Source organism: Flavobacterium sp. ACAM 123 (assembly GCF_000264055.1).
GTDB lineage: Bacteria > Bacteroidota > Bacteroidia > Flavobacteriales > Flavobacteriaceae > Flavobacterium.
Map to the genome: position 1 here is coordinate 1 of NZ_AJXL01000023.1, position 23,741 is coordinate 23,741.

17 protein-coding genes, 3 tRNA genes and 1 pseudogene are annotated in these 23,741 nt (G+C 34.1%); 9 read left to right on the plus strand and 12 right to left on the minus strand.

Annotation, left to right across the window (positions count from 1 at the left end; all coding sequences use genetic code 11):
* Positions 1–3 precede the first annotated feature (3 nt).
* Both A3SG_RS0105905 and A3SG_RS0105910 read right to left on the minus strand, forming a co-directional pair.
* Positions 4–765 carry a C40 family peptidase gene (locus tag A3SG_RS0105905; RefSeq protein WP_016989102.1) on the minus strand — a complete coding sequence of 254 codons (762 nt, stop codon included), beginning with the start codon at positions 763–765 and terminating at the stop codon, positions 4–6.
* Between the two features lie 71 nt (positions 766–836).
* The gene (locus tag A3SG_RS0105910) at positions 837–2,015 is read right to left on the minus strand and encodes an acetyl-CoA C-acyltransferase (protein ID WP_016989103.1); all 1,179 of its coding nucleotides are present in this window, start codon (positions 2,013–2,015) and stop codon (positions 837–839) included.
* 241 nt (positions 2,016–2,256) lie between these two features.
* Here A3SG_RS0105910 and A3SG_RS0105915 point away from each other — a divergent pair.
* The 4 genes from A3SG_RS0105915 (at position 2,257) to A3SG_RS0105930 (ending at position 3,351) form a co-directional block, all read left to right on the plus strand.
* A tRNA-Ser gene (locus A3SG_RS0105915) sits at positions 2,257–2,340 on the plus strand.
* Between the two features lie 97 nt (positions 2,341–2,437).
* Positions 2,438–2,512, plus strand: a tRNA-Pro gene (locus A3SG_RS0105920).
* 23 nt (positions 2,513–2,535) lie between these two features.
* Positions 2,536–2,609 (plus strand) — tRNA-Arg (locus tag A3SG_RS0105925).
* 82 nt (positions 2,610–2,691) lie between these two features.
* Positions 2,692–3,351 (plus strand): M15 family metallopeptidase, encoded by a 660-nt coding sequence (locus A3SG_RS0105930; protein ID WP_016989104.1) that lies wholly within the window; start codon positions 2,692–2,694, stop codon positions 3,349–3,351.
* Position 3,352: 1 nt separating this feature from the next.
* On the opposite strand, the gene A3SG_RS0105935 is transcribed toward A3SG_RS0105930, so the two are convergent.
* From A3SG_RS0105935 to tsaD, 8 genes are all read right to left on the minus strand, one after another.
* Complete coding sequence (locus tag A3SG_RS0105935) at positions 3,353–3,919, minus strand: hypothetical protein (RefSeq protein WP_016989105.1); 567 nt, start codon at positions 3,917–3,919, stop codon at positions 3,353–3,355.
* A 5-nt stretch (positions 3,920–3,924) separates the two neighbouring features.
* Positions 3,925–5,103: a THUMP-like domain-containing protein gene (locus A3SG_RS0105940; RefSeq protein WP_016989106.1), complete on the minus strand. Its 1,179-nt coding sequence runs from the start codon at positions 5,101–5,103 to the stop codon at positions 3,925–3,927.
* A 1-nt stretch (position 5,104) separates the two neighbouring features.
* Positions 5,105–6,196, minus strand: coding sequence for an AI-2E family transporter (locus A3SG_RS0105945; RefSeq protein ID WP_016989107.1), 1,092 nt, complete (start codon positions 6,194–6,196; stop codon positions 5,105–5,107).
* A 78-nt stretch (positions 6,197–6,274) separates the two neighbouring features.
* Positions 6,275–7,225, minus strand: coding sequence for a zinc metalloprotease (locus tag A3SG_RS0105950; protein WP_016989108.1), 951 nt, complete (start codon positions 7,223–7,225; stop codon positions 6,275–6,277).
* Positions 7,226–7,932: 707 nt separating this feature from the next.
* Positions 7,933–8,880, minus strand: coding sequence for a zinc metalloprotease (locus A3SG_RS0105960; RefSeq protein WP_016989110.1), 948 nt, complete (start codon positions 8,878–8,880; stop codon positions 7,933–7,935).
* Between the two features lie 610 nt (positions 8,881–9,490).
* Complete coding sequence (locus A3SG_RS0105965; protein WP_016989111.1) at positions 9,491–10,129, minus strand: DUF4159 domain-containing protein; 639 nt, start codon at positions 10,127–10,129, stop codon at positions 9,491–9,493.
* A gap of 105 nt (positions 10,130–10,234) precedes the next feature.
* Positions 10,235–10,942, minus strand: coding sequence for a 16S rRNA (uracil(1498)-N(3))-methyltransferase (locus A3SG_RS0105970; protein WP_016989112.1), 708 nt, complete (start codon positions 10,940–10,942; stop codon positions 10,235–10,237).
* A 3-nt stretch (positions 10,943–10,945) separates the two neighbouring features.
* The gene (gene tsaD, locus A3SG_RS0105975) at positions 10,946–11,968 is read right to left on the minus strand and encodes a tRNA (adenosine(37)-N6)-threonylcarbamoyltransferase complex transferase subunit TsaD (RefSeq protein WP_016989113.1); all 1,023 of its coding nucleotides are present in this window, start codon (positions 11,966–11,968) and stop codon (positions 10,946–10,948) included.
* 210 nt (positions 11,969–12,178) lie between these two features.
* Here tsaD and A3SG_RS0105980 point away from each other — a divergent pair, with 210 nt between their 5' ends.
* The 5 genes and pseudogenes from A3SG_RS0105980 (at position 12,179) to A3SG_RS19225 (ending at position 20,509) form a co-directional block, all read left to right on the plus strand.
* Positions 12,179–16,606: a translocation/assembly module TamB domain-containing protein gene (locus A3SG_RS0105980; RefSeq protein ID WP_016989114.1), complete on the plus strand. Its 4,428-nt coding sequence runs from the start codon at positions 12,179–12,181 to the stop codon at positions 16,604–16,606.
* A 486-nt stretch (positions 16,607–17,092) separates the two neighbouring features.
* On the plus strand, positions 17,093–18,079 hold the full coding sequence (gene pfkA / locus A3SG_RS0105985; protein ID WP_016989115.1) for a 6-phosphofructokinase: 987 nt from the start codon (positions 17,093–17,095) through the stop codon (positions 18,077–18,079).
* Between the two features lie 80 nt (positions 18,080–18,159).
* Positions 18,160–19,164, plus strand: a complete 1,005-nt coding sequence (gene gap / locus A3SG_RS0105990; protein ID WP_016989116.1) for a type I glyceraldehyde-3-phosphate dehydrogenase — start codon at positions 18,160–18,162, stop codon at positions 19,162–19,164.
* 126 nt (positions 19,165–19,290) lie between these two features.
* Positions 19,291–20,142 carry an N-acetylglucosamine kinase-like protein gene (locus A3SG_RS0105995; RefSeq protein ID WP_016989117.1) on the plus strand — a complete coding sequence of 284 codons (852 nt, stop codon included), beginning with the start codon at positions 19,291–19,293 and terminating at the stop codon, positions 20,140–20,142.
* Positions 20,143–20,147: 5 nt separating this feature from the next.
* Positions 20,148–20,509, plus strand: a pseudogene (locus A3SG_RS19225) (methylglyoxal synthase).
* Here A3SG_RS19225 and A3SG_RS0106005 read toward each other — a convergent pair.
* A complete protein-coding gene (locus A3SG_RS0106005; protein WP_016989119.1) occupies positions 20,504–20,884 on the minus strand; it encodes a RidA family protein in 381 nt (126 codons plus the stop codon). The pseudogene A3SG_RS19225 and the gene A3SG_RS0106005 sit on opposite strands and share 6 nt — an antisense overlap.
* Positions 20,885–20,946: 62 nt before the next feature.
* Positions 20,947–23,700 (minus strand): putative LPS assembly protein LptD, encoded by a 2,754-nt coding sequence (locus tag A3SG_RS0106010; RefSeq protein WP_016989120.1) that lies wholly within the window; start codon positions 23,698–23,700, stop codon positions 20,947–20,949.
* Between the last annotated feature and the right edge of the window lie 41 nt (positions 23,701–23,741).

A 23,741-nucleotide genomic window follows, 5' to 3' on the forward strand; every position in this document is an offset into this window, starting at 1 on the left:
TTTTTATATAATCTTTTTTATAACTCTAAGTTTGTGGGTATGCTTATTTATTTCAGCATTATAAATCCCCAAATGATCTAATCTGTCAATTCTTACTTTTCCACTTGCATGGATAATATAGTTATCTTCCATGATAATACCCACGTGAATAATGCTGCCTTCGTCATTATCAAAAAAAGCCAAATCACCTGGTTCGCTCTCTTCGATAAAACTCAAAGCTTCTCCTTGAGTAGCTTGTTGCGATGCATCCCTTAATAACTTGTAACCATTAAGTTTGTAAACCATTTGAGTAAAACCAGAACAGTCAATTCCAAAGGGCGTTTTTCCACCCCAAAGATAAGGAGCGTTTAGATAGAGAAACGCAGTGTTTAGAAGGTGTTTTTTGTCTTTGATACCATTGACTTTAGTTCCTTCAAAATCAAATCCACTTGTATTGATTGTATCGTCGATGAGAAACCCAATAGAAGCTCCTAAAGGGATAGGCATTAACAGATTAGAAGGTCCGGTAACGTATTCTATTAAATCAGAATTTAAAATGATTGGTTCTTCAGAAAGTTGATTGAAGTTTGATTCAGAAATACCTTGATATTGTTTCGAATCCACCCAGCCCTCGTACCCATCAAAATACATTTTGATGCGAGACCATTGTTTCTGTTGTTCTAAAATTTCAAAATGTTCACCAAATAAAACTTGAGAAACGATTTCGCTTCTATCATTGGGTTCAAACCGAAGTGGGATTATAGCCAGATTACAAATTCCGAACATTTATGTAAAATTATGAGTTAAGAGTTATGAGTTATAAGCAGTAAGCCTTATAACTCATAATCCATAATTAATTATATTCTTTCTATAACAACTGCAGAAGCGCCGCCTCCGCCATTACATATGGCAGCAGCTCCAATTTTTGCATTGTTTTGTTCTAACACATTCAATAATGTTACAATGATTCGCGCTCCTGAACAACCCAACGGATGTCCTAATGAAACCGCTCCTCCATTTACATTTACTTTATCGTTGTCTAACCCCAAAATTTTAGAATTTGCAAGTCCCACCACTGCGAATGCCTCATTAAATTCAAAATAATCAACATCATTGATAGATATACCTGCTTTGTCTAATGCTTTAGGTACCGCTTTTGCTGGACTTGTTGTGAACCATTTTGGCTCTTGTGCCGCATCGGCGTAACTTTTGATGAATGCGAGAGGTTTTAGACCTAATGCTAGTGCTTTTTCTTCACTCATAAGTATTATAGCTGCAGCTCCATCATTTATTGTTGATGCATTTGCCGCAGTTACAGTTCCTTCTTTTGAAAAGACAGCGTTTAACGTTGGAATCTTGTCCATTTTGACATTCGTGAATTCTTCATCTTTGGATACTATAATTGGATCTCCTTTTCGTTGAGGAACTGAAACCGGAACAACTTCGTTATCAAATTTACCATCTTCCCAAGCTTTTGCTGAACGCTTGTATGATTGAATTGCGTAGTTATCTTGGTCTTCTCTAGTAAATTCATATTCAGAAGCGCACAAGTCTGCACAAACGCCCATAGCGTTATTGTCGTAGGCGTCAACAAGACCGTCCTTTTGCATTCCGTCAACCATAGTAGAAGGACCAAATTTTGTTCCATTTCTCAAATTCATGTAGTGAGGAATTAAACTCATGTTTTCCATACCTCCTGCAACAACGATTTCGGCATCCCCACATTGTATGGCCTGTGCTGCCAGCATTACTGATTTCATGCCTGATGCGCACACTTTATTTATGGTTGTACAAGTAACGGTGTTAGGTAAACCTGCAAAAAGCGCAGCCTGGCGGGCAGGAGCTTGTCCTGTTCCGGCCTGAACTACATTACCCATATAAACTTCATCAACTAAATTTGGATCTAACTTTATTCTATCTAAAGCTCCTTTGATGGCTATTGCACCTAATCTTGGAGCGGGTACTGTAGATAATCCCCCCATAAAACTTCCGATAGGTGTTCTAACGGCAGAAACGATAACGACTCTTTTGTTCATGATATTTACAATGTTGGTTTATGTAGCAAATTTAATCATTTTAAAACAAATTTTGATTTTGATTTGAGGATTATATTTTTTCAAAATAAAAACGATTTTTATTTATAGCTATATGTTTGATTGTGAACTCTTTTTATAAAAATGTACAAAAACATTAAAAAAAAAGCTCTGAAATAGTTGTGAGTAATGCAATGAAGTGTTACATTTGCAACCGCAAAAAGGACATGTTTTCTTTGAGCTTGGAGGGGTGCCAGAGTGGTAATGGAGCAGTTTGCTAAACTGTCACCGAGCAATCGGTGCCAGGGTTCGAGTCCCTGTCCCTCCGCTTAGTAATTTTTTTAGGAAATATATTATATTCCATTTACAAAGCTTTTGTTCAAGCAATGTTGACAAGAATTATTAGATTGATGAAATGTTTTTTTCGGGGTGTAGCGTAGCTCGGTTATCGCGCCTGCTTTGGGAGCAGGAGGCCGCAGGTTCGAATCCTGCCACCCCGACTAATATTTTTTAAATGAGCAATGGAGGCATAGCTCAGCTGGATAGAGCACCTGCCTTCTAAGCAGGCGGTCGAAGGTTCGAATCCTTCTGCCTTCACTTAAACGACACTAGTAATAGTGTCGTTTTTTTGTATATAATAGTTTCAAATGTTTTAATTTTGTAAAAAAAAAAGCATCAAATGATCTTTAAAAATAAATTTTGCTTTCTATTTGTTTTACTTTTTGCCATAGTTTCGTGTAAGTCTCAAGTGCATAATAGCGTAATGAAACAAGTTAACGCTGCGGTTTTGAATGATACTACATTTGTGAACTTGAAAGAGTACAGCGACGATTTCGTATATGATATGAAATATGCAACTGAAGATAACTTTTTAAAAGCAAAAGTATACGATTGTGCGGAGTGTTATTTGCGGCTGAAAACAGTTGTCGCTTTAGTGGAAGCCAATAAAGAATTTACTAAAAAAGGATATCGAATTAAACTTTTTGATTGTTACAGACCTCTGGATATTCAAAAAAAAATGTGGAAAATTGTTTCTAATCCACAATATGTTGCTGACCCAACCAAAGGTTCCATTCACAATAGAGGAGGAGCAGTAGACATTACTTTAATTGATGCTTATGGTGCCGAATTAGATATGGGTACTACATTTGACTTTTTCGGGGTTGAAGCCAGCCATAGTTATACAAAGCTTTCTGAAAAAGTGAAAGAAAACAGGTTGTTATTAAAAAGTATAATGACTACCGCAAATTTTAATTCCTTTGATTCAGAATGGTGGCACTACAATTTAAAATCGGCGCTGAAAGACAAAGTCTCTAATGTAAAATGGGATTGCGAGTAATCTACTCGATACATCCTAAATTAGTAATAAAATAGTTCTCGGGCTGGTATATTTCATTATTCAATTCTGATTGAAATTCTTTTTTAAGCACATAATCTTCAGTTTCGGTCAAGTATTTGATTCTCATCATGGAAACGGGAGAGCTTTTTAGCTCTTCAAAACTACCTTTTACAAACATAAAGGATCCCGTTGTGACTCTATTGTCAAATCCGTTGTCGTCTCGCACCATGGTGCCACAATTTTCTTCATCAATGTGTAATAACGTTACTATTTTTCCATTGTGTAATTGGAAATACAGTTTCGAATTTTTATCAAAACAATTTGCTTTCAAAAAGCCTTTACTTTTTTGAATAAGTTGAACATTTAATGTAGGTAGATCATCTGTTAATGCTAAAGAATAGAAAATATAACTCGAATTTCCTGCAAAATTTTTCTCAGAGATCATGTATTCCCTTGTTGATTTATAAGTTCCTATAGAGTCACTAACGTTTGCGCTATAGTCGCATGGTGCTTGGGCAAAAAGAGTACCGGCCAGGAATAAGAATACTAGTATAATGAGCTGTTTCATTTTTATTATATTTTGTTGCAAATTAAAACAATTTTATTGTTATTTTCATCAGTAGTGAAAAAACAATAACTAGTTCCCCCATCTTTTATTTTCCATTTTTTACGAATATTTTCAACTGTATCCGGAAAATTTCTAATTGTGACATTTGCTTTTTTATCTTGTAAAAAAGTTTTCATTTCGACTTTATTGTAGGTAATACAATTTTTGATTTCAAAAATTCTTCCTGGGAATGAAATTAAATTAGTTGAAGTGTACAAATGAGAATGTTTTTGCAGCTTGTTTAAGGTATAGAAAGTGCCTATTTCATCGAATCCTCCTGATTTCATTATAGCACTATTCGGCTCATATAAATACTTTTGTGGCGCGCTGTAGTTTGATGTCTGATATTGATTATTCCATATAAAATCAAAAGACTCTGTTTTGTCTTTCAATAGGTTGATTGTTTTGATCTCAATTTTCCCTACATAGTTTTTATGTAATTCCCATAGCAGTTCTTTTACATCGTTCTCCAAAGCCACAATATGAATGGTTTTTATATTTCGTAATTCTAATACACCTGCTGAAATATCGAGTAAAGGAGCCGTCTTTATTAAAATAGCGTCCGAATTTTTAAAATAGTTATCAAGATTATCTGGAACGTTAGGCAAACAATCTTTAAGCATAAATACTTTGCCTTTAGCATCATTGCGTCTGGAAGGATCGATATAAATCCAATCCCATTTTCGGTTAAGGGACTGTAAAGTATTTAAGCTGTCTCCAGCGTGGCAAGCGATATTAGTTACATCTAGCTGCATGTAATTGTGTGCTACAATTTCAGACAACTCTGGATTAATTTCGCAATGGGTAACCGCAGTGACTCTTTTTGAAAAGTAGTAATCATCTACACCAAAACCGCCGGTAAGGTCGATCAAAGTGCCACCGGAAACAATAGTGGATTTGTACAACGCCGTTCTTTCGGATGAAGTTTGTTCTATTGAAACCTTACTGGGGTAAACTATTTTTTCGGTCCTGAACCAATGGGGTAGTTTGTCTTTTGCTTTGGTTTTTGCTTCAATTTGATTTAAAATAGCAATCCATTCTACTCTTGGAAACGGATTTTTTTGTAATGCTAATTTTGCAATGCTGCTCCCAATATTCCGATCTATAAACTCTTGAATTTCAGAACTTAGTATGTTTAAATCCAAATTAAATGTTTTTAGTTAATAGTTGGATTATTTTATTTTCTGGAAAAAATTCTTTACCTATCACTTTTAGTATTGTATAAAGAGGAACCGCTGCGATCATGCCTAAAATACCAAAAAGGAAACCTGCAATAAGTATCACAAGAAATATTTCTAGTGGATGAGAACTAACACTTTTAGAAAAAATAATAGGTTGAGATAGATTGTTATCAATAATTTGAACAATCCAAAAACCAATCAAAACATATATTGTGGTAGGTAGAATTTCTGTCTGAAAATCACTCCCTAAATTACTCAACATCGTTAAAACTGCTGCTAAAACAGAGGCAATTAGAGGACCGATGTAAGGGATGATATTTAAAATAGCACATAAGAAACCAATGATAAATGCATTAGGAACACCAAAAATCAGTAGTACGGTAATGTAACAGATAAATACAATAAATAATTGTAGCAATAAGCCCAGAAAATAACGTGATAATAAAGAATTAATTTTTTCTAAAGAATTCAGCGCTTGATCTTCATGGCCGTCCGGAATTAATTTTTTTGCTCTTGTAATAAATGAGTGGCGCTCTTTTAGAAAGAAAAAAGTTATAAACAAGACAGATCCTAGGCCCATTCCGAAGCTGCTGATGGTTGCCACTATTGCATTTAAAAAATTAGGGATAATATTGAAATTCATTTTAGAGCTAATATCTACGGCTTTCAGTATTTTTGATGAATCGATATGATGATTCTCTAAAAAAATTCTTATTTGGTCAATTAATTGAAGGGTTTGTTGCTCAATAGCACCTGTGTTTAACAGTGATAAGTTTTGACTTTGGGCTAAAATTAGTGGAATAAACATCATGAGAAAGCCAGCTATAATTATCACGAAAATGAATAACGTGGCAATGGTCGCAAAAACATGATTAAATTTTAATCTTCTTCTAAAGAAATCTAAAATTGGATTTCCAATTAGAGTAAGGATTAAAGCGACTATAAGGTATATTAATACGGATTGAATTTGGTATAGAAAATAAAGAAGTAGAGCAGTTAAGACTATTACGGTAATTGCCCTTAAAATTCCGTTTGCTATAGTTTTTGATGTAACCATTTAAATTTATTAGAATATAAAGATAAAAAAAACTCGCTAACAAGTAGCGAGTTTTAGTATTCTTATTTTTATTAAATATTAGATTCCGAAAGCAGCTCTTGCACCACCAGAAACAAATACGGCATCCATTCTTGATTTTTGTCCATTTGTAAACATATACATACCTGGATCGTCAGTGTAGTCCATGTAGTTCATAGTCATTTCTACCGGAGTTCCAGCACAAGTACTGTAATGAGGATAAGCTGGTATACCATAGTTTGCAGTATTGTGAGTAGGTGTATCGTCTACGAAATCATTTCCACAAGTAGCATCTCCCCAAATGTGACGTAGGTTCATCCAGTGTCCCACTTCATGAGTAGCAGTTCTTCCTAAATTATAAGGAGCATTAGCAAATCCTGACAGTCCAAAGTATTTAGAATCCATTACTACACCATCCGTATCTGGATTTCCACCAGGAAATTGTGCGTATCCTAAGATACCTCCACCAATTGTACAAACCCACATATTCAATTTATTGTCTGGAGAAGTTGCGTCAATACCTCCTCTTTTTCCATTTTTCATTACATCTCTTGTTCCCCAAGATCTCTTTTTCGTTGATTTTCTGTTGATCGTTTCTAAAACGAAGCTGATTCCAACATTTGCTTTATCTCCAGAGAATAATGTAGGCACTGAATTATAATCAGAATTTGCACCATTGAAATCATCATTTAGAACATCGATTTGTGACTGAATTTGTGCATCTGAAATGTTTTCATCAGCAGTGTTGTACAATACGTTTACTACAACGGGAATTTCTACTTTGCCGTTCACTAAACGACCTGTTAACATTGCATTTTGAGTAAAAGCTTCAATTTTGTTCATTCGAATTGCCAATGTAGGGTCGGCAGCTAATTGTGCGGCCAATACTTCTTGAGTTGCACAACCTCGTTTGTTAATTGTATTTGTTGCTAATTCAGCGGATTCTGTTTGGTCATTTTGACATGAAAAGAGCATCATAAATGCCGCGGCGGATAAAATAATTTTTTTCATAATAGAGTTGTTATAAATAATTGGTTTTGGTTAATAATACCCCAATTTTATAACATTTTATTCAAAAATAAAAATTTTCAGCAATAAAAATATGCTATTTCATTTAAAAAATAGTTCTCATTGACTATTTTTCAATAGTAATTCTCTAGCTCTAAATTACGTTATCAGAAATTTATTTTATTTTAAATTTCAAAACCTTTTGGTAGTACTTTTTTGCATAGTAATTGTTTTGTCTTTTACTTTTAACAGTTTAGTATTCAGTTTTTTTACTGAACGAATTTATTTTTTCTGTAAGTTTATATTTTACTTTTGAGATATGTCACTATTTTCTTGCTCTAAAGTTGTTTTAGCCCATCTTACTTTAGAATGAATAAACTCTAATCAAATTTTTAATTTTTTTTTGAACCGCAAAATTTTTGGTCCGTTGCTGTCTTTTAGCTTTATTTTAATCTAATAATGTTCCTTTAGATTCAGTTTAGTAGTAGAAAAATTGATAAAATATGTTTTTATGCTATTTAATAGCAACTTTTATAAAAAATAATGTGAGGTTTTATTTTTAGGGAAGAATTTATCGTTTCGAGTATGTACGCAAAAGTGGCAGTAGATTCTACACTCAGCTCTTTTAGTTGTATTTATATTTTGGGATGTAAACATAAAAAACCCGCTAACAAGGAGCGGGTTTTTAAGATTCTAATTTTTATGAAAATTTAGATTCCAAAAGATGCTCTCGCACCACCTGAAACAAATAGAGCATCCATTCTTGCTTTTTGTCCATCAGTAAACATATACATTCCTCTATCGTCTGTGTAGTCCATATAGTTCATTGTCATTTCTACTGGAGTACCAGCACAAGTACTGTAATGAGGGTAAGCTGGAACACCATAATTAGCAGTATTGTGTGAAGGAGTATCAGAAACTAAGTCACTTCCACAAGTAGCGTCACCCCATATGTGACGTAAGTTCATCCAGTGACCCACTTCATGAGAGGCAGTCCTACCTAAGTTGTAAACTCCCGAAACTGTACCTGTACGTCCAAATGCGTTATTATCTATTACAATTCCATCAGTCGCTGCTGATCCACCAGGGAACTGAGCATATCCAAGGATACCACCCCCTAAATTACAAGACCACATGTTTAACACTGTTGTAGGAGAAGTAGGTGCGATTCCTTTGTTTGCCGTTTTCATAGCATCATTAGTAGAAAAGGAAGTCGTTCTTGTCGATTTTCTTACTATGTTCTGTAGTACAAATGTAATTCCAACGTTAGTAGCAACTCCAGAGAATAAAGCAGGAACGCTTCCGAAGTCAGCATTAGTAGCAGTAAAATCTTCGTTTAACACGTCAATTTGAGATTGAATTTGTGCATCAGAGATGTTTTCAGCCGCGGTTTTATACAATACGTTTACAACTACAGGAATTTCAATTTTTCCGTTAACTAAACGACCTGTTAATTTCGCTTTTTGAGTAAAGGCTTCAATTTCATTCATTCTTAACGCTAAAGTGGGGTCGGCTGCTAATTGGGCAGCAAGCACTTCTTGAGACGCGCAACCACGGTGCGCAATTGCATTAGTTGTTAGGCTTGTCGATTCTGACTGATCATTTTGACAAGAATAAAGCAGCGTCAATGCCATAACAGATAAAATAATTTTTTTCATAATACTTGTAGGTTTTGTTAGTTAATTGGATTATTAATCAATTAAGTGGCAATTTTATAACAAAAAAAGTAATAATCAAAATAAAATTAAAAAATAAATTAACAATAATTTAAGACCGCTTATTTAATGCGCTTTTTACAAGATTGAAAGAATAAATTTTTAGAATAAAACAACCTATGTCGGATATAATAATTTGCCTAATATTACTCTATTTTTTTCAAATGGGTCAATCGGTGTAATTTGTTAAAAATTAAATACTAATCTTTGAATTTCTTATCTCTGCTGTAATGGATTGAGAAATTGATTTTTTATATCGTAGCAAGTGCCTCCATTTAGGTCGGCCGTAACTTAAGTGGTGCTTTTTGTTGGCGTGATTATGCCTTCACTTGTCAATGCCTAAAAACTAAAATAGAGTTTGGGAGTGGCGATGCTACTGTGAAAATGCATTGGTATATTGTGATATGTCCTGCTTCCTTTTTTTAGTCCGTCTGTGATTTATCTAAAAAAAACAAGCTTTTTTTGGAAAAAAAAATAGAAATACGGCTAATTGATCTAAGAAATAGTTGTTTTGAAATTGTATTATAGCGTCTTTAATTAGCTGATCATTGTATTAATTGTTAAATAGGTAACTTATTATGTTTGCTCCCATTTTTAGTGCTTTTTCTCTGACCACTGCTGGATCGTTATGCACTTCTGGATCTTCCCAACCGTCACCTAAATCACATTCGAAAGTGTAAAGTAGTACAAGTCTGTTTTCTACGAAAATACCGAAGGCTTGTGGGCGTTTTCCCTCGTGTTCATGGATCTTGGGCAACCCACTGGAAAAGAGATAGGGTTTTTGAAATATAATATGATTTGCTGGTATTTCAACAAGTGGGTTGTTTGGGAATATTTTTTTTAGTTCTTTTCTAATGTATTGATCCATTCCATAATTATCATCAATGTGAAGAAAACCTCCAGCAATCATATACTTGTTTAAATTACTGACTTCGGCATCACTAAAAGCTACATTTCCATGTCCTGTCATGTGGATGAAGGGATAAGAAAATAAATCAGGACTACCCGGTTCCACCGTTGCGGGTTTTACATTTATTGTCGTATTAATATTTGCATTGCAGTATTTAATTAGATTAGGTAGCGAAGTGGGATTGGCATACCAATCCCCACCACCACTATATTTCACTAAAGCAATTTCTTGAGAAAAGGACGAGACTGTAATTAGTAGTAAAACAAAAAATATTTTTTTCATATGATAATATGTATTGTTTTTATAGCTTCTATCTAACTACAGTTTAGCTCTAATGCTTCTAAATGAATTTAGTTCTACCAGTTTCATAATTCTGTAGATAGAGTGTTAATCCTCATTTATAAACGCAACACTATGACAGGCGACTATTGCCGCGGTCTCCGTTCTTAATCTGGTATTTCCTAAAGATACGGGAATGTAGGCGTTATCAATCGCCATCGCGATTTCTTTTTCGGAAAAATCTCCTTCAGGACCTATCAGCATAGTCACATTATCATTGGCGTTCAAAACTGATTTCAATGTTTTTTTATCCGTTTCTTCACAATGTGCTATTAGTTGCAGTCCATCATTTTTACGCTTTAAAAAATCTTTCAAAGAAACAGCCTCATTTAATTTTGGAAGATATAATTCGTTGGACTGTTTCATGGCAGACAAAATAATTTTGTCAAATCGTTCATTATTAATGACTTTTCTTTCGGAGCGGTCGCATATAATGGGTGTAATTTCATGGATTCCTATTTCGGTTGCTTTCTCAAGAAACAATTCGTAGCGGTCATTCATCTTTGTAGGAGCGACAGCAAGGTGCAAATGATATTTTGATTTTGGCTTTTTTTCGAAAGAAAGAATTTTTACGGTGCATTTACTGTCAGAAGCCAAAGTGATTTCAGTTTCGAACAAATAACCTGAGCCATTGGTCACAAACAGTATATCAGTGTCCTTTTTACGTAAAACCTTTATAATATGTTTGCTTTCTACTTTGTCAAAAGAAAAGGTTTCGGTCGTTTCGTCTATATTTGGGGTATAAAATAGTTGCATAATTTAGAATTGAATTCGTGCTTTAGAGACTACAGCAGCAGTTTCAAATTGTTGTGATAAAAATTTTTGATAACCCACAATTCCAATCATCGCGGCATTATCTGTAGTGTATTCGAATTTTGGGACAAATGTTTTCCAATCGTATTTTTGTTCTGCATCCTTTATGGCTTTTCTAATTCCAGAATTAGCAGATACGCCGCCGCCTATGGCGATTTGCTTAATTCCAGTTTCTTTAACTGCTAACTTTAATTTATCCATTAATATTTCAACAATTGTATATTGGATAGAGGCACAAATATCATTAATGTTCTCTTTTATAAAATTAGGATTCTCTAATTTTTTCTTTTGTACAAAATATAATATAGCTGTTTTTAAGCCTGAAAAACTAAAGTTCAAACCTGGGACTTTGGGTTTAGTAAAAGCAAATGCCTTCGGATTTCCCACTTGAGCATGTTTATCAACTAAAGGACCACCAGGATAGGGAAGCCCAAGGATTTTTGCACTCTTGTCAAAGGCTTCGCCTACAGCGTCGTCTGTAGTTTCTCCAATGATAGTCATGTCAAAAAAGTCATTTACCTGTACAATTTGAGTGTGTCCGCCACTTATGGTTAAAGCCAGAAAAGGAAAACAAGGTTTTTCAAATCCTTCTTCATCTATAAAATGAGCTAAAATATGGGCTTGCATATGATTAACTGAAACAAGAGGAATAGCCAATGCTAAAGCCATTGATTTAGCAAAAGAACTTCCCACGAGAAGCGATCCCATTAATCCGGGACCTTGAGTAAAAGCTATTGCTGACAATTGTTCTTTGCTAATGTTTGCTTGGCGAAGCGCAGCATCGATAACAGGAACAATATTTTGCTGATGTGCACGAGAAGCTAATTCTGGTACAACGCCGCCATATTGGGCGTGAATGTGTTGATTTGCCACAACATTAGACAGTACTTTGTCGTTATGTAGGACGGCCGCTGCAGTGTCATCGCAGGAGCTTTCGATAGCAAGAATAAAAACCTCGGAATTTTGCATAAAAAGGCACAAATTTTGAATTATATTTACACACCGATTTTATTTTTTATAATTTTGCGGCGCAGCCAAAATTAAAGAATTTTTATTAAAGGTGTCGCTCTTTCCTTGGGCAAAATAATATTTTAGAATAAAAATAAAAAAATAATAGGTATCAAAAAATTTATTAAAATAATTTTTCGCTTTATTTCGGGGCTGCTTGTGCTTTTACTGATGCTGGGTATTGCTCTTTCGATACCTTATATTCAGACAAAAATAGCCCAGCATTTCACAAACAGCATTAATAAAGACTTTGGAACAAATATTTCCATTGATGCCGTACGTTTATCTGTTTTTGGCGGTGTGAAATTCAAGAATGTCTTAATATTGGATCATCATAAAGATACTTTAATCTTTTCTAAAATTGTAAATACTAATATATTAGAAGGCAAAAAAATTCTTGCGGGTGACTTAATTTTTGGAAATGTTAGACTTGATGGTTTGTTATTTAAAATTAAATTATATGAGAATGAAGATCAAACTAATTTAAATCAGTTTATAAATGCCTTCGATAGTGACAAACCCTCCACTAAAAAGTTTTTATTAAAAGTAGATAACGCTGACGTTACTGATGCTCATTTTAGTGTCATAGATGAAAATAAAGAAACTCCAGTTGACATTGATTTCACAAAATTAAATACGACTCTCAGTGATTTTTTACTCTACGGCCCAGACTTAAAGGCAAATATAGATAAAATGTCTTTTTTAGATCATCGGGGTTTGTATGTTGTAAATATGAGTGCTAATTTTACTTATTCTAAAAAGAAAATTCAATTTGGAAACCTTGATTTGTCTACTAAAGAATCGAAACTCAAGGCTAATGTAATTTTAAATTATAAGCCTGGTGATTTTTCAGATTTCACTGATAATGTAAAATTTGATGTTAAAATAAAACCATCTCAAATTGCTACCAATGATATCAGACACTTTTACAATGAATTAGGTAAAAATCAATTTTTCAAAATAAATGCTGATATAAAGGGGCCGTTAAATAACTTAAATATCAGAAATCTAAATTTAGCTGATTCAAGAAATACAAAGATTGATGGTTCAATAATTTTTAAAAATATTTTTGGCTCCAAAGATCAAAAATTTTATATGAACGGGAACTTTACTAGAATGTCAAGCAGCTATGATAATTTGGTGACAATACTTCCAAATATTCTAGGAAATAAATTACCAAAGGAACTAAAGAAATTAGGCAGATTTACTATTGTAGGTAATTCACAGCTAAGTGCCACTGCAATTGACGCTGATTTTTCTATGGTCACTGACTTAGGTATTGTGAAATCCTTTTTCAAGATGAAAAGTATTGATTTTATAGACAAAGCTTCTTACATGGGTAATGTTGTTTTAGAAAATTTCGATTTGGGGAACTTGTTAGATCGAAAAGATTTGGGGAAAATCACAATGAATATCGACATAGACGGTAAAGGCTTTACAGAAAAATATCTAAATACAGCTTTAAAAGGAGATGTTACTAAAATAGATTTCAAAAACTACACCTACACTAATCTTGTAGTGAATGGTAATTTTAAAGCGCCTAATTACAAAGGTCAGATTTCGATTAATGACCCCAATCTTATTATGAACTTTGACGGTTTATTGGATTTAACCAATAAAGAAAATAAATATGATTTTCATATTAATGTGGAAAATGCCGATTTCAATAAGTTGAAGTTAGTAAAAGATTCTGTTTCTTTATTTAAGGGAGATGTAGTGGTTCAGGTGACAGGCAATTCAATTGAAAATTTACAAGGGAACGTCTACATCACAGAAACTTCTTATCAAAATGGAAAAGACACTTATAAATTTGATGATTTTAACATCACCTCTAGTTTTGATACGGACAGGGTTCGAACAATTACCGTAAATTCTCCTGATATAATCGAGGGGGAAATTGTGGGGAAATTCCAGTTTAGTGAACTTGGGAATTTAATCAAGAACTCTTTGGGAAGCTTGTATACTAATTTTAAACCAGACAAAGTTAGTAAAGGACAGTTTTTGAAGTTTGATTTTAAGATTTACAGCAAAATTATTGAATTGTTTTATCCTGAAATTGCCATTGGATCGAATACCGCAGTAAAAGGAAATATAAAATCTGATACCCAAGAATTTAAACTGAAATTTAATTCGCCACAAATTGTAGCTTCCCAAAATACATTCGATAATGTCAGAGTGTCAATTGACAATAAAAACCCGCTGTTTAATGCATATATTGAATTGGATAGCATTAAGACTAAATATTATAAAGTACGTGATTTTAGTCTGATCAACATCACGATGAAGGATACTTTATTCTTCAGGTCAGAATTTAAAGGGGGACCAAAAGGAGAAGATTATTTTAATTTAAATTTGTACCACACCATTAATAAGGAAAACGATAATGTTGTAGGACTAAGTAAATCAGAAATGAAGTTCAAGGACTATCTGTGGTTTTTAAATGAAGAGGAAACACCTAACAACCAAATTGTTTTTGACAAGTCGTTTAAAAATTTTAAGATAGACGATATCATATTATCTCACGAGGAGCAGGCGATATCGCTCAAAGGAACTATAAAAGATAGAACAAATAAGGATTTAAAACTAAGTTTTAAAGATGTTAATCTCTACAAGATTACGCCAGAAAACAATCAATTTGTGTTTCAGGGAAATATAAACGGCGAAATTAGTTTTAAGCAAAATAAAGCGATATATAAGCCTACAGCGTCGCTGGTGATTGATCATTTGAACATAAATAAAACAGACCTGGGTGATTTAAAATTTGATATTGAGGGAGATCAAAATCTGGAAAAGTTTACAATAAATTCCTTCTTAGAAAACGAAAATTTTGAATCATTCAACACTTTTGGGAATTTCCAAATCATAGGGGATAAAACCGTTCTTGACATGAAACTGAAATTTGCTAAATTTGATTTAGGAATATTAAGTTCTTTGGGTGGGGACGTGATATCAAACATAAGAGGATTGGTCAGTGGCAATGCCACAATTCAGGGTAATTTAGAAAAGCCTGATATCAATGGGCGTTTGTATGTTGAAAAAGCCGGATTGACAATTCCTTATCTAAATGTTGATTATGAATTAAGTGACAGATCGGTAATCGATTTAGTTGGTCAAAAATTCTTGTTTAGAAATAATACATTGACAGATTCAAAATTTCAAACAAAGGGTACTTTAAATGGGAACATTGAGCACAATAATTTTGCAGATTGGAAACTGGATTTAGCGATAAGTGCTAAAAGACTACTTGTGCTAAATACGGTGGATAAGGAGGATGCGGCGTATTATGGCACTGCATTCATAGACGGTAGTGCAACTATTAAAGGGCCTACTAATGGGTTATTCATTCGAGTGGAGGCAAAATCAGAGAAAGGTACTGAGGTAAAAATACCTATAAATTATGCGGAGAGTGTAAGTGATAACTCTTTTGTTCATTTTTTAACTGCCAAAGAGAAGTACAACATCCAAATGGGAATTGTTGAAGATACGAGGAGATACAAGGGACTGGAGCTAGAGTTTGATCTTGATATCACGGACGATGCAGAAGTAGAAGTAATTTTAGATCGGGATTCAGGACATGGAATCAAGGGTAGAGGTTTTGGATCCTTGCTGTTTAAGATTAATACTTTAGGGAAATTCAATATGTGGGGCGATTTCCAGGCTTACGAAGGGTCCTATAATTTTAAATATGGGGGGTTAATTGATAAAAAATTCGATGTTAAAAAAGGCGGGTCTATTTCATGGGAAGGAAACCCAATGAAAGCACAACTGAATCTGGAAGCGGTATATAAGACAATTGCAAATCCTGCGGTATTATTAGAAAACTCATCATTTAATAGAAAAGTACCTGTAGAGGTAGTAATAGGAATTCGTGGGGATTTAGCCAGTCCAGAACCTGAATTTAATATTGAATTCCCTACGGTGAGCAGTGTATTAAAATCGGAGATTCAATATAAATTGAATGACAAAGATATCAGACAAACGCAAGCACTTTATTTACTGTCTACAGGAGGATTTTTAAGTCCCGAAGGAGTTAGTCAGTCTGATTTTTCTGGAAGTTTGTTTGAAACTGCCTCCAGTTTATTGGGAGGTATCATAAAATCAGATAATGAAAAATTCAAAGTTGGTTTAAACTATATTTCTGCAGACCGAAGAATAGGAAAGGAAACGGACGGAAGGTTCGTCGCGACGATTTCATCAAAAGTAAATGAAAGAATTACAATTAACGGCAAAGTGGGTGTGCCTTTTGGTGGAATTAATGAGTCGGCAATAGTTGGGGATCTTGAAATTCAGTACAGAGTAAATGAAGACGGAACGCTGAACTTGCGTTTGTTTAACCGCGAGAACGATATTAATTATATTGGTCAAGGTATAGGTTACACCCAGGGAGTAGGTGTTACTTACGAAGTGGATTTTGATACCTTTAAAGAATTAGTGAACAAGATATTTAAAAACCATAAATTAGGTCTAGAACCAGCATATACTCAAGAATATCAAGACTCTAATCTGGCGCCTGAATATATAAATTTCTCTAAGTCCAAGACTCCTAAAACAAAAATCCCTAAGAAAAATTATGAAGCAGTAATTCCTGAGGAGAATTAAGGCGATGTTATTGTATAAACAAAGTTAAATAACAGTAGCTTTTACTTTGTAAAAACTCAAAGAGCGCGTTGCTGTACAAGTAACACTACTTGTTTTTATTCATAATTATTGCTACTTTCCAATAAATATAAAAAAGTGTTTTATTTAGTATGATAATGACATAGTTGGTTAGAGGAAAAGCGAACATATTAAAAAGGCCGTAATAGTACGTTTCTCAAAAGGGCTTATGTTCTAAATAAAGGAGTTAGGTCTGTGCTAATGTTCTTTTGATCTTAATGCAATAATGTTATTATTTCCAACTTATATTAAGTGATTATCAATTTATAATTTAAAAAACTAACTAATATGAAAAAAAAAGAAGCTTTTTTGATTTTCCTAAAACTTATCAACGAAAACGTTTGAATTTGGTTCGCTTAACTATTTTAATAAAAACATAACACTAAAAGTGCATTATGTTTGCTAAATTTACGCTTCAATACGTAAATAATGCCAAAAACAATAAAAAAAATAGGGGTTCTAACTTCGGGCGGAGATTCACCTGGAATGAATGCGGCCATTCGATCAGTTGTTCGAACTTGTGCTTATCATAATATAGAATGTATAGGGATCTATAGAGGTTACCAAGGAATGATTGAAGGAGACTTTAAAGAAATGGGACCTCGAAGTGTAAATAATATTGTCAATAAAGGCGGGACGGTTTTAAAATCTGCTCGTTCTATTGAATTTAGAACTCCAGAAGGAAGAAAAAAAGCGCATGACCATCTTGTAAAAGCTGGAATAGATGCCTTAGTTGTCATCGGGGGAGATGGAACTTTTACAGGAGGTATGATATTTAACGCCGAATTTGATTTTCCGGTAATGGGTATTCCAGGAACCATTGATAACGACATATTTGGTACCAGTCATACTTTAGGGTACGATACCGCTTTAAACACCGTAGTTGAAGTAATTGATAAAATTAGAGATACCGCAAGTTCACATAACAGACTGTTTTTTGTCGAAGTTATGGGTAGAGATGCAGGTCATATTGCTTTGAATGCCGGAATAGGTGCAGGAGCAGAGGAGATACTTATACCTGAAGAAAATTTAGGATTGGATCGATTGTTAGAATCATTACAAAAGAGTAAAGCTTCCGGCAAATCCTCGAGTATAGTCGTAATTGCTGAAGGAGATAAAATTGGTAAAAATGTATTCGAATTAAAAGATTACGTTGAGACAAATTTACCTGAATATGATGTTAGAGTTTCTGTTCTAGGCCATATGCAACGCGGTGGTTCGCCCTCTTGTTTTGATCGGGTTTTAGCGAGTAGATTAGGCGTGAAAGCAGTGGAATCATTATTAGAAGGGAAATCGAATTATATGGTAGGCTTACAAAGCGATACTGTCACACTAACACCGTTAGAGCAAGCCATAAAAGGAAAGACAGAAATAGACAGAGAGTTGCTGCGAGTCTCTGATATCATGTCAACATAAATAAGAACTATGAAGTTTATTGTGAGGCAATTAGGCTTTAAAATGAAAGTGAATAAAAATAAATAAAAAATTTAATTAAGATGTCAAAAGTAAAATTAGGAATAAACGGTTTTGGAAGAATTGGAAGAATTGTTTTTAGAGAATCTTTCAATAGAGATAATGTAGAAGTTGTTGCGATAAACGATTTATTAGACGTAGATCACTTAGCTTACTTATTAAAATACGATTCCGTTCATGGACGTTTTGCAGGGAAAGTAGAAGTTATAGACGGAAAGCTTTTTGTAAACGATAGAAATATTAGAATTACAGCTGAAAGAGAACCTGCTAATTTGAAATGGAATGAAGTTGATGTAGATGTTGTTGCTGAATGTACTGGATTCTTTACAACTAAAGACACAGCAAATGCGCACATTACAGGAGGAGCAAAAAAGGTCGTTATTTCTGCTCCATCTTCTGATGTACCAATGTTTGTTATGGGAGTAAATCACGAAAGTGCTAAAGCGTCTGATGTAGTAGTTTCAAATGCTTCATGTACAACAAACTGTCTGGCTCCTCTAGCTAAAGTTATAAATGATAATTTTGGAATAGTGGAGGGATTGATGACTACAATTCATGCCGCCACTTCAACTCAAATGACAACTGATGGTCCGTCTAAAAAAGATTTCCGTGGAGGAAGATCAGCTCTTGTTAACTTGATACCTTCAAGTACAGGTGCTGCAAAAGCAGTTGGAAAAGTTATTCCTGAATTGAACGGGAAATTAACAGGGATGTCTATGCGTGTTCCTACAGTAGATGTTTCAGTTGTAGATTTAACAGTAAAATTAGCTAAAGAAACAACTTACGAGGAAATAATGGCAGTTTTGAAATTAGCTTCAGAAACTACAATGAAAGGTGTATTGGGTTACACAGAAGACATGGTAGTATCTCAAGATTTTGTGTCTGATACAAGAACTTCTATTGTCGACGCAAATGCAGGAATTGGATTAAATTCTACTTTCTTTAAATTGGTGTCCTGGTATGATAATGAATATGGATATTCAAGTAAAATGATTGATTTATCAGTTCATATTGCAGGATTAAAATAATAATAATTTTATAAACTTTCCCGTTTAATCTTTTAAACGGGAATTTTTTATTTTAAATAGAGATTGAAGTAAACCAAATCTTTATTACTTGTAGAAGAAAGCGAATATAACCAAATACCCAAACAAATGAGATTAATAGTTGATAGCGGCTCTACAAAAGCCGATTGGATTGCAATAGACGACGATGGAAAAGTATTGTTTACTACACAAACACTTGGATTAAATCCCGAAATTCTTGAAAGCAAACAAATTGTTGAGCGTTTAAACGACCGTTTTGATATTGTTCAAAGCAAAAAAAAGGCTACTCATTTATTTTTTTATGGTGCAGGTTGTGGGACAGATAGAATGAAATTAGATTTGTCACAAGCTTTTCAAAGTTATTTTACCAATGCAATCGTTTCAGTAGAAGAAGATACTTACGCAGCGGTTTATGCGACTACTCCTAAAGGTCAAAAAGCAATTGTTTCTATCTTAGGAACCGGTTCTAACTGTAGTTATTTTGACGGAAAAGAATTGCATCAAAAAGTACAGTCATTAGGATATATTATAATGGATGATTGTAGTGGGAACGTTTTTGGGAAAGAGTTGCTACGTAAATATTACTTTAATAAAATGCCAAGGGAACTGGCTGTGGAATTCGAAAAAGAGTATAATGTAGACCCTGATTTTATTAAGAGTAAGCTATATAAAGAAGACAATCCGAATGCTTATTTAGCCACCTTTGCAAAGTTTTTAATCCAGCACAAGGATTCAGAATTCTGCAAGAAAATTATTTTTAAAGGGATGAAGTCTTTTGTTAAAAACTACATCAAACAATATGATAATTGCAAAGAAGTCCCAGTACATTTTGTAGGTTCTATCGCTTTCTATTTAAAAGAGGAGTTACAACAAACTTTTGAAAAATACGATTTGAAACTCGGTAATGTTCTTAGAAGACCTATTGACGGTTTAATTGCTTATCATATTGCAAATAAATAAAAGCTATGGAAATTGCTATTATTGCTCATAATGAAAAAAAGCAGATATGGTTCAGTTTTTGAATGAAAACAGTGATTTATTGCAACATGAAAATATCAAGCTAATTGCCACTGGAACTGCAGGAAGTAAGGCTGAGATTGCTGGCTTCAAAGCGCAGAAGATGCTTTGCGGTCCTATGGTGGGAGATGCGCAAATTGCGGCGAGAGTAGCAGAAGGAAAGACTAAAATGGTTCTTTTCTTTAAAGACCCGTTGGCCAGCCACGCTCATGAAGTAGATATAAACATGCTGCTTCGCGTATGCGATGTTCACAATGTGCCAATAGCGACAAGCGAAGCAACTGCTCTGTTATTATTAAAATCGTTATAGAATTGCAATTATAGAAATTTCTACATTTACATTTTTTGGCAAACAGGCCACTTGAACCGTTTCACGAGCTGGAGCGGTTTTTTCGTTGAAATAAGAACCATAAACGATGTTTATTTTGGTAAAATCGTTCATATCCATTATAAATATTGTAGTTTTTACGATATTTTCAAATGTCATTCCTGCGGCTTGCAGCACCGCTTTCATGTTTTGCATCACCTGTTCTGTTTCTGCTTCGATCGTCTCTAATACCAATTGTCCTGTTGCTGGGTTTATTGCAATTTGTCCTGAAGCATAGAGTGTGTCTCCTTTGAGCACTGCTTGATTATATGGGCCTATTGGCGCTGGAGCTTTATCAGTAAAAATTATCTTTTTCATAAAAATGTTTTTTGTTTTTGCAATTAATTTTTCACAGGGAAAAGCAACCGGAAAGGAGTGTGTTAACGTGTTATATTTGTATTTCGTTTATCAAACTTGATGTCGCTTAACACTCCTGACTTTATTCCGATAAAGAATCCCCAGTTAGCATTTGTTCCAAAAGGGGTCCAATTGAAGTCCATTCTCCAGCTTAACAAATCCCGTTCGAATCGAAGTTGTGTAAAGGTAACCCCATTTTGCACAAAATCATAACCGGTCGATATCCCTGCTTTCCATTTTGGTGTAAGGTCAGTATTTGCTGAAATCATTATCGAATTCCCAATGATCTGTTTCTCTCTGTTGTTGTTTCCATACGTTAGCGAATAGGCAAAAGTCATATCCCATGGTAATTTTGAATTGAAAAACTCTGAAATTTTATCTTCTCCCGTTTCTTCAGCACCATCAAATTGACTTACACGAGTGTCGTTTAAGATAGTATTAGCTCCAAAAAGATCATCCTCACGACCACCATTTCTTTGGCTTTGTTCGTTTCCATTTCTTTTGTTTTGGTCCTTTTCTGTACTCGATATGGAGTAGTTCAACGTCACATTGCCACTTGTCATTCTAAATAAGCTACCACCGTTATTAATATTATAGATAGCGATTCGATTCCCGGAATTGTTAATCGCATACGGATCTAATGTAGCACCAAAGTTAACATTCATCTTATCGTGAAATAATTGTGTTCCTCCACTTATTCTGACCGGTGACCAGGCAAGCGTTGTTACTCCATCTGCATCTAAATTGTAATTCGTAGACAGGTTTAAATTGTTAAGCAGCATTATTTTTTTAGGCTCTACTTTAGTGCTGTCTGTGTCTTTTACTTTTGCCTCAAAAGTATTGCTTAAATCGAATCCAAGGTTATTAGAATTGTTTAGTCCCGGTGCACCAAAGATACCACCTTCAAAACGTGAATATTGTTTTGTGATTGTTCCGCTGGCGTCAGAGGCATAAGTGTCATAGTATTTTTCAAAACTGGGTGTATAACCATATGAAACACTCGGTCTCATGACGTGTCGGATTGATTTTATTTTTTTGTCTTCACCAAAATTAAAAGTACCATAAATAGTAGTACCTACACTAGAGGAAAAAGAATACGTTCTAAAGGCGTCAAAGCCGCTTATAATTTTATCGACTACTTTACTCTGGTTGGCATCATAATTTTTTTCAATTGTTTTCGCATACCATACTTCTTCGTAATTTAACGTGGTAGATGCGCTAAAATACTTAAACAATTTGAAATTGGTGCTTACAGGAATGCTGTGTTGAACTCCTAACTGCGCGTCTCTAAACATTTGTGGTTTAAAAAAAAGAGAATCAGTAGTGATTATAGAATTACGACCATTTAAGTTGTACTGTAAATTAATGTTTTTGAAAAAACCTTTTTTAATTCCGTCTTTTCCAACGAAGGGATACACTCGATCCACACTAAGTTGAAGGTTCGGTAGCGTCATATTAATCACTTCAGTTTGGGTGTTTTGTGAATGTGTCGCGGATAAAGACATCCTTACTTGTGGTATTGTTTCGAATGTCTTAGAATAGGAAATCGAAGAGCTTAAGGTGTTGTTAAGATTAGATCCAATATTAACCTGATTTATCGATTGTTCAAAATACTTACTGCTCCCAAGATTGACGGATGCTGAAAAACTAGAATTAGGATTTGCTTTTGAATCCCGCGAATGTGACCATTGTAAATTGTAAATATTTTGCTTTGAATAATTGGGATAGCCTCGCTCGCTGGTAATTAAATTCTCAAACCTGAAATTTATATTACCTCTAAAAGCATATCTTTTAGCATAGGAGGATTCAAAGCGCATCCCGTAGCTACCATTTGTATAGTAATCTCCTAAAAAAGTTAAATCATAATGGTCGTTTAAAGCAAAATAATATCCTCCATTTTGCAATGAGAATCCTCTATTATTCGAATCATTATAACTGGGCAAAATGATTCCAGAGATATTAGTTTCTTGGGTCATCGGAAAGTAAGCAAACGGCAGAGCTATCGGGGTAGGCACATCAGCAATTACCATATTGGTTAAACCTGTTATTACTTTTTTTCCTGGAATGAATTTAACCTTATCAGTTTGAAAATAATATTCAGGATTATCTATGTTTTTAGATGTGGTAAATCGAGCGCCTTTTAAAAAGTATACAGAATCGTTTTCCTTTTTCGTAATTTCTGCTTTTATCTTAAATTCGCCTTGGTCAGATCTTGAATTCCATATTAAAGCTTTTTGTGTTTTAAAGTTGAAGCGAATTGAATCTGGCTCTACTACATTTTCACCTTGCTTGAAATTAGGGTACTGTGTATATTTCCCTGTAGAATCTTTAATTCTGCCGGCATAAACTTCATTATTTTCATAGTTCATGACGATTATTCCCGCCTTTAATTCAACATCTTGATAATAAAGTTCCGCTTTGTCGTATAAGGTGATTGTCTTTTTCTTTTGGTCGATTTTGGCATACTGCGCGGCTTTATACTTAACCTTGCCGTCTAGAAAAGCTTTTTTAGGCTTGATAGTATCTTTTTTAGGAAGGGTGTCCGTTTCTTTTCTAAGACTTGAAAGAAAAGCACTATTTTTATTGATAAGTAAAGAGGAGGTGTCTGCCTGCTTTTTAGCGGTTATAGCGGTCGTTTTTTTTGATATATCTTGAGCATATAAATTACCATATCCCATTGTCAGGAAAAATGATGCTAAAACGATATTAAATAAGTTTGTCTGCAAAGGTTTAAATGCTATTTTTGTAAAATTATGGCTTGTTTTTTGAAGTGTCAAACTTACATATTATTTTGTGGCAAAAATAATCAAATAAAAAA